This is a genomic window from Sediminicoccus sp. KRV36 (genome assembly GCF_023243115.1).
Taxonomy (GTDB): domain Bacteria; phylum Pseudomonadota; class Alphaproteobacteria; order Acetobacterales; family Acetobacteraceae; genus Roseococcus.
Genome location: NZ_CP085081.1, coordinates 1,012,009 through 1,026,589, shown reverse-complemented (window position 1 = coordinate 1,026,589; position 14,581 = coordinate 1,012,009). Strand labels below are relative to the sequence as shown.

The 14,581-nt window shown below is 70.7% G+C and carries 12 protein-coding genes; 8 read left to right on the top strand and 4 right to left on the bottom strand.

Annotation, left to right across the window (positions count from 1 at the left end):
- Window positions 1–85 precede the first annotated feature (85 nt).
- On the bottom strand, window positions 86–427 hold the full coding sequence (locus LHU95_RS04520) for a metalloregulator ArsR/SmtB family transcription factor (RefSeq protein ID WP_248710191.1): 342 nt from the start codon (window positions 425–427) through the stop codon (window positions 86–88).
- A 128-nt stretch (window positions 428–555) separates the two neighbouring features.
- Here LHU95_RS04520 and LHU95_RS04515 point away from each other — a divergent pair, with 128 nt between their 5' ends.
- The 6 genes from LHU95_RS04515 (at window position 556) to LHU95_RS04490 (ending at window position 8,854) form a co-directional block, all read left to right on the top strand.
- Window positions 556–1,536, top strand: a complete 981-nt coding sequence (locus LHU95_RS04515; protein WP_248710190.1) for a zinc ABC transporter substrate-binding protein — start codon at window positions 556–558, stop codon at window positions 1,534–1,536.
- Window positions 1,533–2,252 (top strand): metal ABC transporter ATP-binding protein, encoded by a 720-nt coding sequence (locus LHU95_RS04510; protein ID WP_248710189.1) that lies wholly within the window; start codon window positions 1,533–1,535, stop codon window positions 2,250–2,252. Before LHU95_RS04515 ends, LHU95_RS04510 begins: the two co-directional genes overlap by 4 nt.
- 10 nt (window positions 2,253–2,262) lie before the next feature.
- A complete protein-coding gene (locus LHU95_RS04505) occupies window positions 2,263–3,093 on the top strand; it encodes a metal ABC transporter permease (protein WP_248710188.1) in 831 nt (276 codons plus the stop codon).
- Complete coding sequence (locus LHU95_RS04500) at window positions 3,090–4,061, top strand: metal ABC transporter permease (RefSeq protein WP_248710187.1); 972 nt, start codon at window positions 3,090–3,092, stop codon at window positions 4,059–4,061. The genes LHU95_RS04505 and LHU95_RS04500 overlap by 4 nt, the downstream gene beginning before the upstream one ends.
- Window positions 4,062–4,165: 104 nt before the next feature.
- Entirely contained in the window at window positions 4,166–6,499 is a 2,334-nt protein-coding gene (locus LHU95_RS04495; RefSeq protein WP_248710186.1) for a xanthine dehydrogenase family protein molybdopterin-binding subunit, read from the top strand.
- 90 nt (window positions 6,500–6,589) lie between these two features.
- Window positions 6,590–8,854 (top strand): methyl-accepting chemotaxis protein, encoded by a 2,265-nt coding sequence (locus LHU95_RS04490; protein WP_248710185.1) that lies wholly within the window; start codon window positions 6,590–6,592, stop codon window positions 8,852–8,854.
- 149 nt (window positions 8,855–9,003) lie between these two features.
- Here LHU95_RS04490 and LHU95_RS04485 read toward each other — a convergent pair whose 3' ends face one another.
- Window positions 9,004–9,864, bottom strand: coding sequence for an amidohydrolase family protein (locus LHU95_RS04485; RefSeq protein WP_248710184.1), 861 nt, complete (start codon window positions 9,862–9,864; stop codon window positions 9,004–9,006).
- 64 nt (window positions 9,865–9,928) lie between these two features.
- Between LHU95_RS04485 and LHU95_RS04480 the strand changes: the two genes are divergently transcribed.
- On the top strand, window positions 9,929–10,882 hold the full coding sequence (locus LHU95_RS04480) for a tripartite tricarboxylate transporter substrate binding protein (RefSeq protein ID WP_248710183.1): 954 nt from the start codon (window positions 9,929–9,931) through the stop codon (window positions 10,880–10,882).
- A gap of 109 nt (window positions 10,883–10,991) precedes the next feature.
- On the opposite strand, the gene LHU95_RS04475 is transcribed toward LHU95_RS04480, so the two are convergent.
- Together LHU95_RS04475 and LHU95_RS04470 are read right to left on the bottom strand one after the other, a co-directional pair.
- Window positions 10,992–11,945, bottom strand: coding sequence for a tripartite tricarboxylate transporter substrate binding protein (locus tag LHU95_RS04475; protein ID WP_248710182.1), 954 nt, complete (start codon window positions 11,943–11,945; stop codon window positions 10,992–10,994).
- Window positions 11,945–12,694: an SDR family oxidoreductase gene (locus LHU95_RS04470; RefSeq protein WP_248710181.1), complete on the bottom strand. Its 750-nt coding sequence runs from the start codon at window positions 12,692–12,694 to the stop codon at window positions 11,945–11,947. The genes LHU95_RS04475 and LHU95_RS04470 overlap by 1 nt, the downstream gene beginning before the upstream one ends.
- Before the next feature lie 156 nt (window positions 12,695–12,850).
- Here LHU95_RS04470 and LHU95_RS04465 point away from each other — a divergent pair, with 156 nt between their 5' ends.
- On the top strand, window positions 12,851–14,302 hold the full coding sequence (locus LHU95_RS04465) for a hypothetical protein (protein ID WP_248710180.1): 1,452 nt from the start codon (window positions 12,851–12,853) through the stop codon (window positions 14,300–14,302).
- Window positions 14,303–14,581: the final 279 nt, after the last annotated feature.

Sequence of the window (14,581 nt, the reverse complement as noted above, 5' to 3'; positions counted from 1 at the left end):
GCCGGCCCGGCGCCGCGGCCGGACCATAGGCTTGGGGCGAAAAGGCCACAAGCCTTGCGGCGGTGCAGCATAGGGTTTTTTGGCCTTACGCCCCCTCGATGATCTCTGTTTCAGAGCCCTCGGCGCCGCCCTCGGCCACGTGGTCCACCATATCCGTCAGCATCGAGCGGATATGCGGGTCCCCCACCATGTAGAACACCTGCCGCCCGCGCCGGTCCGCCGTCAGCAGCCGCGCCGCGCGCAACAACCGCAGATGGTGGGAGACGAGGCTGGGCGAGATGGCGAGCATCTCCGCCGTGGCCCCCACCGAGACCGGCTGGTCCAGGCAGGCCAGGATGATCTTGAGGCGCGTGGGGTCACTCATCAGGCGGAACATTTCCGCCAGCTCCACCACCTCATCCTCGTTGATGCGAACGCCTGATGCCATGGTACCACCTTCGGGCCAGTCGTGGAACGATACAAGCCCTGTGGCGGCGCAACACAAGCCTTGACGCGACGGCGCGCAGGGGCAAGGTAAAGGGGACAAGTTGCTGATTTAATTGGATGAGTGAACAGGTGAATAGCTATTCAGCCATCCCTCGCAGGGGTCTCCTCGCCGGCATCGCCGGCCTTGGGCCACTCGCCGCCGCCGCGCCGATGCAGGCGCAGGCGCAGGCGCAAGCCGCGCGCCCCACCGTGCTCGGCACCACCGGCATGATCGGCGATCTGCTGCGCGGCGTGGGCGGCCCCGCCATCACCGTCGAAACCCTGATCGGCGAGGGGGTGGACCCGCATCTCTTCCGGCCGACGCGCAATGACATCGCCCGAATCCTCCGCGCCGATGCGCTGTTCTACAACGGCCACCGGCTGGAAGGCCGCATGCATGAGGTGCTGGAGCGTGCGGCCAGCCAGGGAAAGCCATCCCTCGCCGTGGCCGAGGCCATCCCCCGCGCCCGCCTGCGCCAGCATGAGGATTACCCCGATGCGGCCGATCCGCATCTCTGGATGGACCCGGCACTCTGGGCCGAGACTCTGCCCGCCATCGCCGCCACGCTGGGCCGCCTGCCGCGCCTCAACCGGGATCTCCAGGCGGGGGCGGCCGAAACCCGCGCCAGGCTGCACCGGCTGGACGCCTATGCGCGGGAGGTCCTGGCCCCCATCCCGGCCGAGCGCCGCGTGCTGGTCACGGCGCATGATGCCTTCGCCTATTTCGGCCTGCGCTACGAATTCCGCGTGGAATCCATCCAGGGCCTCTCGACGGAGGCCGAGGCGAGCCTCGCCCGCATCGAGGCCATGGTCCGGCTGATCGTGGAGCGCCAATTGCCCGCCCTCTTCACCGAAAGCTCCGTGCCGGACCGCGCGGTGCGCGCCCTCGTCGAGGGGGTGGCGGCGCGCGGCCATCAGATCCGGCTGGGCGGCACGCTGTTTTCCGATTCCATGGGCCGGCCCGGCACCTATCGCGGCACCTATGAGGGCATGATGGACCACAACATCACCCTCATCTCCCGCGCGCTGGGCGGCTCCGCCCCCGAGCGCGGCCTGAACGGGCGGCTGTGAGCGCGCCCTTCGCCGTCTCGGGCCTGACGGTCAGCTATGCCGGGCGCCCCGCGCTGAGCGATGTGACCTGGCAGGCGGCCCCCGGGCTGACCGCCATCCTCGGCCCCAATGGCGCGGGCAAATCCACCCTGCTCAAGGCGGCCCTCGGCCTGATCCCCTCCGATGCGGGCGAGGCGCGCTTCTTTGGCGTGGCCCTGGACCAGGCCCGCGCGCGCATCGCCTATCTGCCGCAGCGCGCCAGCGTGGATTGGGATTTCCCGGCCAGTGCCCTCGACATCGTCGCCATGGCGCGGCTGCCGCGGATGCGCTGGTGGGGGCCCGTGCCCCGCGCCGAGCGCGAGCTGGCCCGCGCGGCCCTGGCCTCGGTCGGCCTCGCCGATTTCGCGGACCGCCAGATCGGCCGGCTTTCGGGCGGGCAGCAGCAGCGGGTCTTCCTGGCCCGCGCCCTGGCCCAGGGCGCCGACCTCTTCCTGATGGATGAGCCCATGGCCGCCGTGGATGCCGTGACGGAGCAGACCATCCTGGGCGTGCTGCATGATCTGGCGGCCACCGGGAAATCCGTGCTGATGGTGCATCATGACCTCTCGCTCATCACCGCGCATTTCGACCAGGTGCTGATCCTGGCGGGCCACGTCATCGCGGCGGGCCCGGTGGCCGAGGCCTTCACCGATGCCGCCATCGCCAAGGCCTTTGGCGGGCTTCCGGGGCGCGCGTGAGACAGGCGGCATGATCGGGCACAACACCCTCATCGTCCTGCTGGGCTGCGCGGCACTGGGGGCGGCCTCGGGCGTGGTGGGCGCCTTCGCGCTGCTGCGCGGGCGCGCCTTGCTGGCCGATGCCATCGGCCATGCGGCGCTGCCGGGCGTCGTTGCGGCCTCGCTCATCGTCTCGGCCCTGGGCGGGCCGGCGCGTAGCCTCGGGCCGCTTCTGCTGGGGGCGGCCCTCTCCGCCTGGCTCGGGCTGCTGGCGCTGCGGGCGCTGACGGCAAGCGGGCGCATCCGGCAGGATGCGGCGATCGGCGTGGTGCTCTCGGCCTTCTACGCGCTGGGCACGGTCGGGCTCTCCATCGCCCAGGCCATGCCGGATGCGGCCCAGGCGGGGCTGTCCCACTTCATCCTGGGCCAGGCGGCGACCCTGACCGAGGGCGATGCCATGCTGGCGGGCGGACTGGCGCTGGGCTGCATCGGCGTGATCGCGCTGCTGTTCCAGCCGCTGCGCGCGCTGTGCTTCGACGAGGCCTTCGCCCGCAGCCAGGGCCTGCCGGTGCGCGCACTCGATCTCGCGCTGCTGGCGCTGCTGCTGGCGGTCTGCGTGGCCGGCCTGCCGGCGGTCGGGCTGTTGCTGGTGGTCGCCTTGCTGATCGTGCCGGCCGCCGCCGCACGGCTGGTGACGCGCGGCCTGCCGGCCATGGTGTCGCTGGCGGGCGCGCTGGGGGCGGCGGCCGGGGCCAGCGGCGCGCTGATCTCCACCCGCTTCGAGAATATCCCGACCGGGGCGGCGGTGGTGCTGGCCGGGCTGCTCGGCTTTGGCGCCGCCGTCGTATTTTCGCGCCGATGACGGATTTCCTGCGCCTCGACCTGCCGGCCCTGCTGGCCGCCATCCTGGCGGGTGGAACCTGCGGCCTGCTCGGCTCCTTCCTGGTGCTGCGGCGCGAGAGCCTGCTGGGCGATGCGCTCTCCCACGCGGTGCTGCCCGGCATTGTCGTCGGCTTCGCGCTGACCGGGCTGCGCAGTGCCGGGCCGATGCTGCTGGGCGCGCTGGGCGCCGCCTTGCTGGCGACGCTCGCCATCGGCTGGGTGAAGCGCGCGGCACGGCTGGAGACGGGGGCGGCCACCGGCCTCGTCTTCACCGGCTTCTTCGCCATGGGCCTCGTTCTGCTGGAGTTGACCGGCGCGCGCAGCGCCGACCTCGATGTGGATTGCGTGTTGTTCGGCCAGCTGGAAACCCTGGTCTGGCTGGAGGCGAAGGGCTTCGCTTCCCTGCTCGATCCCGTGGCGCTGGCCGGGCTGCCGCGGCAATTGGGGCTGCTGGCGGCGGTGGCGCTGGTGGCGGTTGTGGTCGTGGCGCTGTGCTGGCGGCCCTTGCAGCTCATCGCCTTTGATCCGGCCTTTGCCGCCTCGCTCGGGCTGCGGGTGGGGCGCTGGGAATTGGGGCTGAACCTGCTGATCGCGGCCGCCGCCGTGGCCGCGTTCGAATCGGTGGGAAGCATCCTTGTGGTGGCGATGCTGGTCTGCCCGGCGGTCGCGCTGCGGTTGCTGACGGATCGCTACCGGGTGCAGGTGCTGGGCGGCGCGGCACTCGGCGCGGGGCTGGGGGCGGCGGGCGTGCTGCTGGCCGGGCCGGTGCCGGCGGCGCTGGGCTTCACGCTCTCGTTGAACGCGGCGGGTTTGATCGGGACGCTGGCGGGGCTGGTGGTGGCCGGCTGCCTCATTGCGCGGCGTGGCGAGGGGGCCTTGCCCCCTGGCACTCCCCCAGCAGGGAACAAGTCCCCTGCACCCCTTTCTGTTGGAGATGCAAGAAGCTGAGGTTCTTGCCGGGGTTTCAGGGGCAGAGCCCCTGATCTTCCCCCTTCCCCTTTCGCCTTTCATCGTCAAATGATGCAGCGAACAGATCCTCAGGGAGACGACCCATGGCAAAATTCGGCTTGAGCCAATCCGTCCGGCGCGTGGAAGACCCCCGGCTGCTCCTGGGTGCGGGCCGCTACACGGATGACATCGCGCTCGGCGGCCAGGTGCATGGCTATGTGCTGCGCAGCCCGCATGCCCATGCGACGATCCTCTCGGTGGATGTCAGCGCGGCCAAGGCGATGCCCGGCGTGCTGGCGGTGATGACGGGGGCTGATCTGCTGGCCATGGGTGTCGGCGAATTGCCCTGCGCCATCCCGATGAAGAACAGCAACGGCACGGATCGCGCGAATACGCTGCACATGCCGCTCGCCACCGACCGCGTGCGCCATGTGGGCGATCCGGTCGCCTTCATCATCGCCGAAACCCATGAGCAGGCGCGCGATGCGGGCGAGGCGGTGGAGGTGGATTACGACATCCTCCCCTCCGTCACCGACCTCGCCGTGGCGGGTGAGCCGGGGCAGCCGCAGATCTGGGACGCCGCCGCCAACAACACGGTGTTCGACTGGGAAGTGGGCGACAAGGCGAAGACCGATGCGCTGATCGCCGGTGCGGCGCATGTGACGCGGCTGACGGTCATCAACAACCGCGTCGTCGCCTCCTCGATGGAGGGCCGCGCCTGTGCCGCGCAATATGACGCGGCCAGCGGCCATTTCACGCTTTATGCCGGCACCCAGGGCTCCTGGCTGGTGAAGAACCTGCTGGCTTCCGCCGTGCTGAAGGTCAGCCCCGATCTGGTGCGGGTGGTGACCCCCGATGTCGGCGGCGGCTTCGGCATGAAGCTGTTTCTCTACGCCGAATATGCGCTGTGCGCCCTGGGCGCGCGCGCGGTTGGCCGCCCGGTGAAATGGGCTTCCGAACGGACCGAAGCCTTCCTCTCCGATACGCATGGCCGCGACAACATCACGCTGGGCGAACTGGCGCTGGATACGGATGGCAAGTTCCTCGCCCTGCGCACGCGCAATGTGGCGAATATGGGCGCCTATCTCTCCACCTTCGCGCCCTTCATCCCGACCGGGGCGGGCACCAAGGTGCTGGCCAGCGTCTATGGTTTCCAGGCGATCCATGCGCGCGTGCTCGGCATGGCGACCAACACCGTGCCGGTGGATGCCTATCGTGGCGCCGGCCGGCCCGAGAGCAATTATCTGGTCGAGCGGCTGATTGATCAGGCCGCGCGCGACCTGAAGCTGGACCGCATCGAGCTGCGCCGCCGCAACATGGTGGGCCAGGCCGCCATGCCCTACGTCACCGCCATGGCGCAGCGCTATGACAGCGGCGATTTTGCCCGCGTCATGGATGCGGCGCTGGCCAAGATTGATTGGTCGGGCTTCCCCGCCCGCCGCGCCGAGGCCGCGAAGCGCGGCAAGAAGCGCGGCATCGGCCTCGCCTACTACCTGGAGGCGACGGGCGGCGGGCCCACGGAAAACGCCTCGGTGAAATTCGCCGAGGATGGCTTCGTGGACGTCTATGTCGGCACGCAAAGCACCGGCCAGGGGCATGAGACGGCCTATGCCATGCTGACCAGCCATGAGCTGGGCATCCCCATGGAGAAGATCCGCATCCGCCAGGGCGATTCCGACACGCTGCCCGCCGGCGGCGGCACCGGCGGCGCGCGCAGCCTTTACTCGGAGGGCCAGGCCATCCTCGTCACGGCGGCTAGCGTGATCGAGAAGGGCAAGCAGGCAGCGTCCGAGATGCTGGAAGCGGCCGTGGTGGATATCGAGTTCAACCCAAAAGGGGCCAATGGGGGCCAGTTCGGCGTCGTCGGCACCGACCGCGGCGTGGATATCCTGAGCCTCGCCGCCCGGCAGCGGCAGCGTGTCGCGGCCGGTGAGGACACCAACCTGCTCGATGCGCTGGAGACGGCGAAGATCGAGTTCCACACCTTCCCCAATGGCTGCCACGTGGCCGAGGTGGAGGTGGACCCCGAGACGGGGATGATCGCCATCCCGCGCTACATCGTGGTGGATGATGTGGGCCATGCGCTGAACCCGCTGATCGTGCGCGGCCAGGTGCATGGCGGTGTGGCGCAGGGCATCGGCCAGGCCTTCCTGGAGCGCACCTCCTACGACCCGGAAAGCGGCCAGCTGCTCTCCGCCTCCTTCATGGATTACGCCCTGCCCCGCGCCGAGGATCTGCCGGATATCGAGGTGGATCTGATCGAGGTGGTCTGCGAGACCAATCCCCTCGGCGTGAAGGGTGCCGGCGAGGCTGGCGCCGTAGGCTCGCCGCCCGCCGTCGTCAATGCGCTGATTGACGCGCTGAGCGATGCGGGTGTCACGGCGATCGACATGCCCGCAACACCCGAAGTGGTCTGGAAGGCGCTGCACGCGGCCTAGGTCTTGCCGCTCAAGGCCACGGGCGCGCTTAAGCTTTTCTTGAGATGCAACGGTGGATAACTCCGCGATCATCGTCGCGGAGATGGATCAGTGGGCTTCACTTTGGGTTTGCGCCAGCAGGTGGGCCTGCTGGCTGGAATTGGGCTGATGGGGCTGGTGGCCGTGGGCGGCATTGCCTTTGTCGGGCAGGGCAACCAGGCGCAGGTCACCACCGCCGCGAACCGGGCCACCGCCCTGGCCGCCGAGTTGAGCCGCCTGCAAGGCGAACTCAATGAGATGACGCGCATCGAGGGCGCCTTCCTGCGCGCGCCCTCGGCCGAGCTGATCGGCCAGCACAGCCGGGCTGGCGCCGCGGTCCGCCAACGTCTCGCTGGCTTCGCGCAGCTCCTGGCCGGTGCCGGGCTGGTGCCGCAGGGTGAGGCCCTCGCCGCGGCCGTGGCGGATCAGGAACGCCGCTTCGCCGCCATGGCCGAGCTGCGCCGCGAAGCCGGCTTCAATGAGAATGCCGGATTGCAGGGCGCGCTGCGCAACAGCGTGCGCACAGTGGAGCAGCGCCTGGGCCAGACCGAGGATCTGCGCCTGGCCGTGCTGATGCTGCAGATGCGCCGCCACGAGAAGGATTTCCTCGCCCGCGTCGAGCCGAGCTACCAGGGCCTGATGCAGCAACGCGCCCGCGAATTCGCGGCATTGCTGCCCCAGGTGGCCATGCCGGGCGAGGCGCGGACGGAGATCGCCGCCCTGATGGCCGCCTACCAGCGCGACTTCACGGCCCTCGTCACGGTCGAACTGCGCCGCAACGAGGCGATGACGGCGCTGGACGCGGCGGTGGCCGCCCTGTCCCGCCCCGCCCTCGCGCTCACGCGCGGGGTGGAGGCGGCCGGGACAGCCGCCCAGCAGGAGGCCGAGGCGATCCAGGCCGCGATCAGCACCTGGCTGCTCTGGGGCATCGGGCTGATCGGCCTCGGTGTCGGGTTGATCGGCTGGTTCGTGGCGCGCGGCATCGGCCGCCAATTGGGCCGGATCACCGCCACGATGACCGAGCTCGCCCAGGGCAATCTGGAGGTGTCCATCACCGGCCAGGGCCGCCGCGACGAGATCGGCGCGCTGGCGGGTGCGATGCTGCGCTTCCGCGAGCAGGGGCAGGAGGCCATCACGGCCAGCGCCGAACGCCGGGCCGAACGCGAAGCCGCCCAGGCGACGCGCACGGAAGCGCTGCGCGCCATGGCCGACAAGGTGGAAGAAGAAGCCACGCAATCGGTCAGCCGCGTGGAGGGCATCATGTCCCGCATGGCGGATGCCGCCGAAACCATGGCCAACTCCGCGCAATCCGTCGCGCAGGAGAGCCGCGCCGTCAGCGCCACCTCGGATGAGGCGCTGCAGGACGCCCAGGCCGTCGCGGCCGCCGCGGAGGAGCTTTCCGCCTCGGTGCGGGAAATCGCGGGCCAGGTCGCCGGGGCCGCCGCCGCCACGCAGCGCGCGGTGGAGCTCGGCCATTCGGGGCGTGAGCGCATTGACGCGCTGGAGCAGGCGGTGGGGCGCATCGGCGATGTGTCCCGCCTGATCGCGGGCATTGCGGGGCAGACCAACCTCCTCGCCCTGAACGCCACCATCGAGGCCGCGCGCGCGGGTGAGGCCGGCAAGGGCTTCGCCGTGGTGGCGGGCGAAGTGAAGTCGCTGGCCGCGCAGACGGCGCGCGCCACCGAGGATATCTCCACCCAGATCGCCGCCGTCAGCCGCGCCACGCGGGAGGCGGCGGGCTCGGTCGCCGGCATCGCCGCCGCCGTTTCGGAGATTGACCAAGTGGCCAGCGCCATCGCCGCCGCCGTGGAGGAGCAATCCGCCGCAACGCGTGAAATCGCCCGCACCGTGGCCCAATCGGCCGACCGCGCGCGCGAGGTGACGGAGCGCATCGGCCTCGTTTCGGCCGAGACGGAGCAGACGGATGCGCGCGCCATCGCCATGCGCAGCGGCGCGATGGATGCGCGCGAAGCGGTGGTGGCGCTGCGCGGCGCGGTGCTGCGCACGCTGCGCACCGCCACCGCCGAAGTGGATCGCCGCCAGGAGCCGCGCCACGCCCTGCCGCTCCCGGCGCATGTCGCGGGGGCCGGGCTGCCGGGCGAGCTGGCGACCGAGCTGCTGGATATCAGCGCATCCGGCGCGGCCATCCGGGAGGTGGTCGGGCTGCAGCGCGGGGCGCAGCTGCGGCTGCGGGTCCCTGGCCTTCTTGCCTTCCCGATCCCGGCCGAGGTCCTGGCCCAGGAAAGCGGCAGGGTCCGGATGAAGCTGCGGCCGGATGCAGCCACGGCCGCCCTGCTCCGCCAGGCGCTGGAGCGGGAGGCCGCGCAGGCCGCCTGATGGCGCTGTCCGCAGGGGTGCCTGCGCTTGAGGGTTGGCGGATGGCTGTTGGTTTTTGAGGGGCGCTGCCCCTCAAGCTCCCCGGCAGGAAACGGGTTTCCTGCACCTTCTTCCGGTCATTGCCTTTGACGGGCTGGCGGCGCGGTGCTTCAGAAATCATAGAGGCGCGCGGCATTCTCCACGAGAATGGCCCGCCGCACCGCCGGGTCCGGCGCCCAGCCGGCCAGCAGGCCCAGCAGCGCCGCCTCATTCGGCTTGGGCTCCGGCGCATTGGGATGCGGCCAGTTGGAGCCCCAGACCACACGCTCGGGTGCCGCCGCGATGATGGCGCGCGCGATGGCGGCGACATCCTCATAAGCCGGCGGGCCCGAGCGCGATACGCCATAGGGCGAGGACGCCTTCACCCAGACACGCCCCGTATCGAGCAATCGCAGCAGCGCCTGGACAGCGGGGGCCGTGGGCGGCACGGGATCGTGAAAGCGCCCCAGGTGATCCACCACCACATCGCAGGGAAGGCTGGCGATGAGCGGGGCGCGCTGCGCCATCTCCCCGCCATCAAATTGCAGCTGCACATGCCAGCCCAGCGGGGCGACATGCGCGGCCAGCGCGGCCAGCCCCTCCCACGGGACGGGGCCGCCCTTCAGCATGAAGGCCCGGGCGCCGCGCGCCCCCGCGGCATGCAGGCGATGCAGCTCGGCCCGCGGCGTCGCGGCCGTCACCGCCACGACGGCCCGGGCGGAGGCTGGTCCAAGGGCCGCCACCGCATCCAGCGTGCAGGCATTGTCGGTGCCATAGGCGGTGGGCTGCACCACCACCGTCCGGCTCAGCCCCAGCCGCGCCATGACGGCGGCATAGGCCGGAAGATCGCGCGTGAAGGGCACGGGCGAAGGGTTGGAGGGCGCCACGGGGTAGCGCGCGGCCGGGCCATAGATGTGCATGTGCGTATCTGTCGCGCCAAGGGGCGTGGAAATCGCGGGCGTCGCATCGGGCGGGGTTGGTTCTGGCGGCATGCCGGCAGCATGGCGCGGTGGCCGCGGCACCGCTATCCTCCCCGCAAAACACGGGGAGGTTTCCATGATCCGACGCAGGGCATTCCTGGCGGGTGCAGCGACACTTGCCACCGGCGCGGCCACCGCGCCGGCCTGGGGCTGGGAGCCGGCACGGCCGATCCAGCTGATCGTCGGCTTCGCGCCGGGCGGTGGCGCGGACCTGGCCGGCCGGGCCATCGCAGAGGCCGCGTCACGCCTCTTCCCGACGCCGATCATCGTGGTGAACCGGCCAGGCGCTGGCGGCGCCATCGCGGCGCAGCAGGTGGCGGGTATGGCGCCGGATGGGCTGAACCTCCTGGTCGGCGGCGGCAGCGAGAGCATTTCGCTGCCCGCCTTCCGTGACCTGCCCTATGACCCCAAGCGCTCCTTCCGGGCCATCATCCGGCTGACGCGCCAGCCCATGCTGATCGTGGCACGGCGGGGCGGGCCCTATGCCGATCTGCGCGCCGTGGTGGAGGCGGCGCGGCGCGCGCCCGGCAGCATCCCGCATGCCTCCTCCGGCCAGGGCTCCATCTATCACGCGGTCTTCGTGCTGTTGCAGCAGGCAGCGGGCGTCGAGTTCCTGCATGTGCCCTTCACCGGCGGCGCGCCCTCGCTCCAGGCGCTGCTGGCCGGCACCGTGGAGCTGGCGGTGCTCGCACCCGAGGAGATGGCCGGCCTGGCCCAGGCGGGCGAGGTGCGGCCACTGGCCGTGGCCTCGGCCGAGCGGCTCGCCGCCTTTCGCGAGGTGCCGACGCTGCGCGAGCTTGGCTGGAATGTCGTGATCGAGAACATGAAGGGGCTGAACGCCCCGGCGGGCCTGCCGGACGAGATCGCGGCCACGCTGCATGAGCGCTTCCACCGCGCCATCGCCACGCCGACCTGGCAGAATTTCCTGGACCGCACCGGGGCGATGAATGGCTATCTGGACGGCCCCGGCTACCAGGCGGCGATGGATGGCGTGCTGGATGCCCTGCGCGGCGCCGTGCGGCGAGGGTAGGGCAGCATCCGGCCGAACGGCATCGCGGGAATGGACGGGGCCGCTCGAAAACCGACGGGCTGCGGGTCATGCAGGACACCGGCTTACTGACGAGCCCGTCTGCGGCCGGCTAATCCGCCTTGATCCCCACCCGCCGGATCAATTCGCCCAGCCGCGCATGCTGCGCGACGTTGCGCGCCTGGTATTCCTCCGGCGTGCCCGGCAAGGCGGCCGCGCCAAGCTCGGCCAGGCGCGACACCATCTCGGGTTTGGTGAGGCCCGCGCGCAGCGCCGCATTGGCGCGCGTGATGATCTCGGGCGGCGTGCCGCGCGGCGCCACCAGGCCGAACCACGCCGTGACCTCATAGCCCGGCAGCGTCTCCGCGATGGCCTGGATCTCGGGCGCGCTGGGCCAGCGCCGCGCCGAGGTGACACCCACGCCGACCAGCGCGCCGGAGCGCACATGCGCGATGATCGTCGGCATGTTGTCCACGCCGAAATCAATCCGGCCGGGCAGCAGATCCACCATCATCGGCGCGCTGCCGCGATAGGGCACATGCGTCGCCTCGATGCCCGCCATCAGGCGGAACATCTCGGCGGCGAGGTGGGTGGAGCCGCCAATGCTGGTCTCGCCGTAGGATAGCCGGCGCGTGCGCGCCAGCGCGATCAGCCCCGGAATATCCCGCACCCCGAGCGAGGGATGCGCCGCCAGAAGATTCGGCACCTCGGCGATCTGGCTGATCGGCAGGAAATCCGTCAGCGGGTCATAGCCGGCATTGCTGTAGAGATGCGCATTGATGGCATTGGTGCCGGGCGAGCCGAGCATCAGCGTATAGCCATCGGGCGGGCTGCGCAGCACGGCCTGCGCCGCGATATTGGAGCCGGCGCCGGGCCGGTTCTCGATGACGACGGGCTGGCCCAGTTCCTCCGTCAGGATCTGGCCGGCGATGCGGCCCAGCAGATCCGTCGTGCCACCGGCGGGAAAGCCCACCAGGATGCGGATCGTACGGCTCGGCCAGGGCGTCTGCGCGACGGCAGGCGCGGCCAGCAGGGAGGCCGCGAACAGCGTGCGGCGCGGGATCATCACAGCGTCCATCCTCCATCGATCACCATGGCCTGGCCGGTGACGAAGGCGCTTTCGTCACTCGCCAGATACACCACCAGCGCCGCCATCTCCTCGGCCGTGGCCAGCCTGCCCATGGCCTGGCGGGCGATGAAGGCGGCGCGCGAAGCCTCGAAGCTGCCCGCCGCCGCCGCATTGGCGGCAATGCGGTCATGCAGGCTGGGCGTGTCCACCGTGCCGGGGGCCAGGCAGTTGCAGCGCACGCCCTGCGTCACGCAATCGGCGGCGACGGCGCGCGTCATGCCGATCACCGCAGCCTTGCTGGTGCCATAGAGGAACCGGTTGGGGGCACCTTTGATGTTGGACGCGGCGGAGGCCATGTTGATGATGCTGCCGCGCCCCGCCTCCAGCATGCCGGGCAGGGCCGCGCGAATGCTGCGCCACATGCTGCGGACATTCAGCGCGAAGGCGAAATCCCACTCCTCATCGGTGCAGGTCAGCGCCGTGTTCTGGTGGACGAAGCCCGCGCAGTTGAACAGGATGTCGAGCCGCCCCGCCGCCGCGATGGCGGAAGCGAGTGCCGCATCATCCAGCACATCCAGCGCATGGGCCGTGATGCCGTGTTCAGCGAGGCCGGCGAGCTTGCCGGCATCGCGATCCGTCGCCACCACGAAGGCCCCCTCGGTGGCCATGGCGATGGCGCTGGCGCGGCCAATGCCCTGGCCCGCGGCCGTCACGAAAGCGCGTTTTCCTGCCAGACGTCCGGCCATGCGTTCTCTCCCCTTCTGGTTCTTGCCGGTATTGCGGCCCTTGAGCGGCGCCGCGTCAATCCTGCCCGGCCTCGCCCCACCTGGGCCGCGCAATTCGTTGACACCTCGGCACCCGGCCGACAGTCTCCGCCCGCAGCGTGGGACGGGGATGCAAGCATGGGCAGGGCACAGGCTTGGCGGTGGACGCGCCGCGGGCTGCTGCTGGGGGGTGCGGCGGCGGCGGGCGGCTATGCCACGCTGAAGCTGCGCCCGGCCGAGACCGAGGCTGATCTGCATCTGCTCTACACGCCCTCCGCCATGCAGCACGGCGTGGACCGCAACCCCATCATCGTCATCCCGGGGCTGCTCGGCAGCCGCCTGCGGGACCCTGCTTCAGGCCAGATCGTCTGGGGCGCCTTCGAGGGCACCGCGGCTGATCCGGGGACGGCCACCGGGGCGCGGCTGGTGGCCCTGCCCTTCACCGATGCGATGCGCACGCCGAGCGAACTCGTCACGCCCGACGGGGTGCTGGACCGCGTGCAGCTGCGCGTGGCGGGCATCCCCGTGGCGTTGCGCGCCTATGCGGAAATCCTCAGCACGCTGGGCCTCGGCGGCTATCGCGATGAGGCTTTGGGCCTGGCGGGCCGGGTGAACTACGGCAGTGACCATTTCACCTGCTTCCAGTTCTCCTATGACTGGCGGCAGGACAATGTGCGCAACGCGCAGCGCCTGATGGCCTTCATGCGGGAGAAGCGCGCCTTCGTGCAGGCGGAATATGCGCGCCGCTTCGGCATGCGCGATCATCCCGTGAAGTTCGACATCGTGGCGCATTCCATGGGCGGGCTGGTCGCGCGCTATGCCATGCTGTTCGGCGATGCCGACCTGCCGGCGGATGGCGCATTGCCACGGCCGAGCTTCGCCGGGGCCGAATACATGGCGCGGCTGATCCAGATCGGCACGCCCAATGGCGGCTCGCTCGATGCGTTTCGCGTGCTGGTGGATGGGCGGGATTTCGGCCAGCCCATCGTGCCGCGCTACAGCCAGGCGATCCTGGGCACCTTCGCCTCGGTGTATCAGCTGCTGCCGCGCGCCTCGGGGCGGCCGGTGGTGGCGGGCGAGGAGACGCTCGATCTGCATGAGCCCGCCACCTGGCAGCAGATGCGCTGGGGCCTGGCCGGCGCCGGCCTGGATGCGGACCTCGCCACCCTCATGCCGGATGTGGCCAGCGCGGAGGAGCGGCGCCGCCTGGCCCTGGCGCTGCAGGCCCGGCTGCTGCGCCGCGCCCGCGCCTTCGCCGCCGCCATGGACCAGCCGGCAACGCCACCGCCCGGGACGGAGCTGATGCTGGTGGCGGGCGATTCCATGCCGACGGCGCTGCGCCTCTCGGCCGATCGGGGGGATGGGCGGCTCACGCAGATCGCCAGCGGGCCGGGCGATGGGGTGGTGCTGCGCGATTCCGTGCTGCTCGATCACCGCCAGGGGCAGGCGCCACGTGGCACCCTGGCGATGAGCCCGATGGGCTTCCGCCGCGCGCTGTTCCTGCCGCGCGAACACCTGGAAATCACCCGCGACGCGACCTTCCGGAACAACATCCTGTTCTGGCTGCTGGAGGAGCAGCGCGGCGCCTGACCACGGGGCGCGCGGTGAGCCCCTGGAATGGGAAAATCTCCTGGTGGGATCGAGGGGCCAGCCCCTCGAGCTCCCCGGCAGGGTGAAAACCTGCGTGGTTTTCACGGCTTCCTGCACCTTCATCCGTGGAGTTGTGCAGTCGAAGATCCAAGAAACTGAGTTTCTTGGTGGGAGAGCGCGAGAGGGCAAAGCCCTCTCGCTTCCTGGCCTGTTTCAGGCGCCTTCCGCAGTTGCTTCACCGGAAGCAGACACGCTGCAACGCCTCCAGCCATTCGCTTT

Excerpts from the sequence above, each read along its gene's own strand:
- LHU95_RS04520 (WP_248710191.1), bottom strand. The coding sequence starts at position 427 with ATGGCATCAGGCGTTCGCATCAACGAGGATGAGGTGGTGGAGCTGGCG.
- LHU95_RS04495 (WP_248710186.1), top strand. The coding sequence starts at position 4,166 with ATGGCAAAATTCGGCTTGAGCCAATCCGTCCGGCGCGTGGAAGACCCC.
- LHU95_RS04470 (WP_248710181.1), bottom strand. The coding sequence starts at position 12,694 with ATGGCCGGACGTCTGGCAGGAAAACGCGCTTTCGTGACGGCCGCGGGC.
- LHU95_RS04475 (WP_248710182.1), bottom strand. The coding sequence starts at position 11,945 with ATGATCCCGCGCCGCACGCTGTTCGCGGCCTCCCTGCTGGCCGCGCCT.
- LHU95_RS04485 (WP_248710184.1), bottom strand. The coding sequence starts at position 9,864 with ATGCCGCCAGAACCAACCCCGCCCGATGCGACGCCCGCGATTTCCACG.
- LHU95_RS04465 (WP_248710180.1), top strand. The coding sequence starts at position 12,851 with ATGGGCAGGGCACAGGCTTGGCGGTGGACGCGCCGCGGGCTGCTGCTG.
- LHU95_RS04480 (WP_248710183.1), top strand. The coding sequence starts at position 9,929 with ATGATCCGACGCAGGGCATTCCTGGCGGGTGCAGCGACACTTGCCACC.
- LHU95_RS04505 (WP_248710188.1), top strand. The coding sequence starts at position 2,263 with ATGATCGGGCACAACACCCTCATCGTCCTGCTGGGCTGCGCGGCACTG.
- LHU95_RS04500 (WP_248710187.1), top strand. The coding sequence starts at position 3,090 with ATGACGGATTTCCTGCGCCTCGACCTGCCGGCCCTGCTGGCCGCCATC.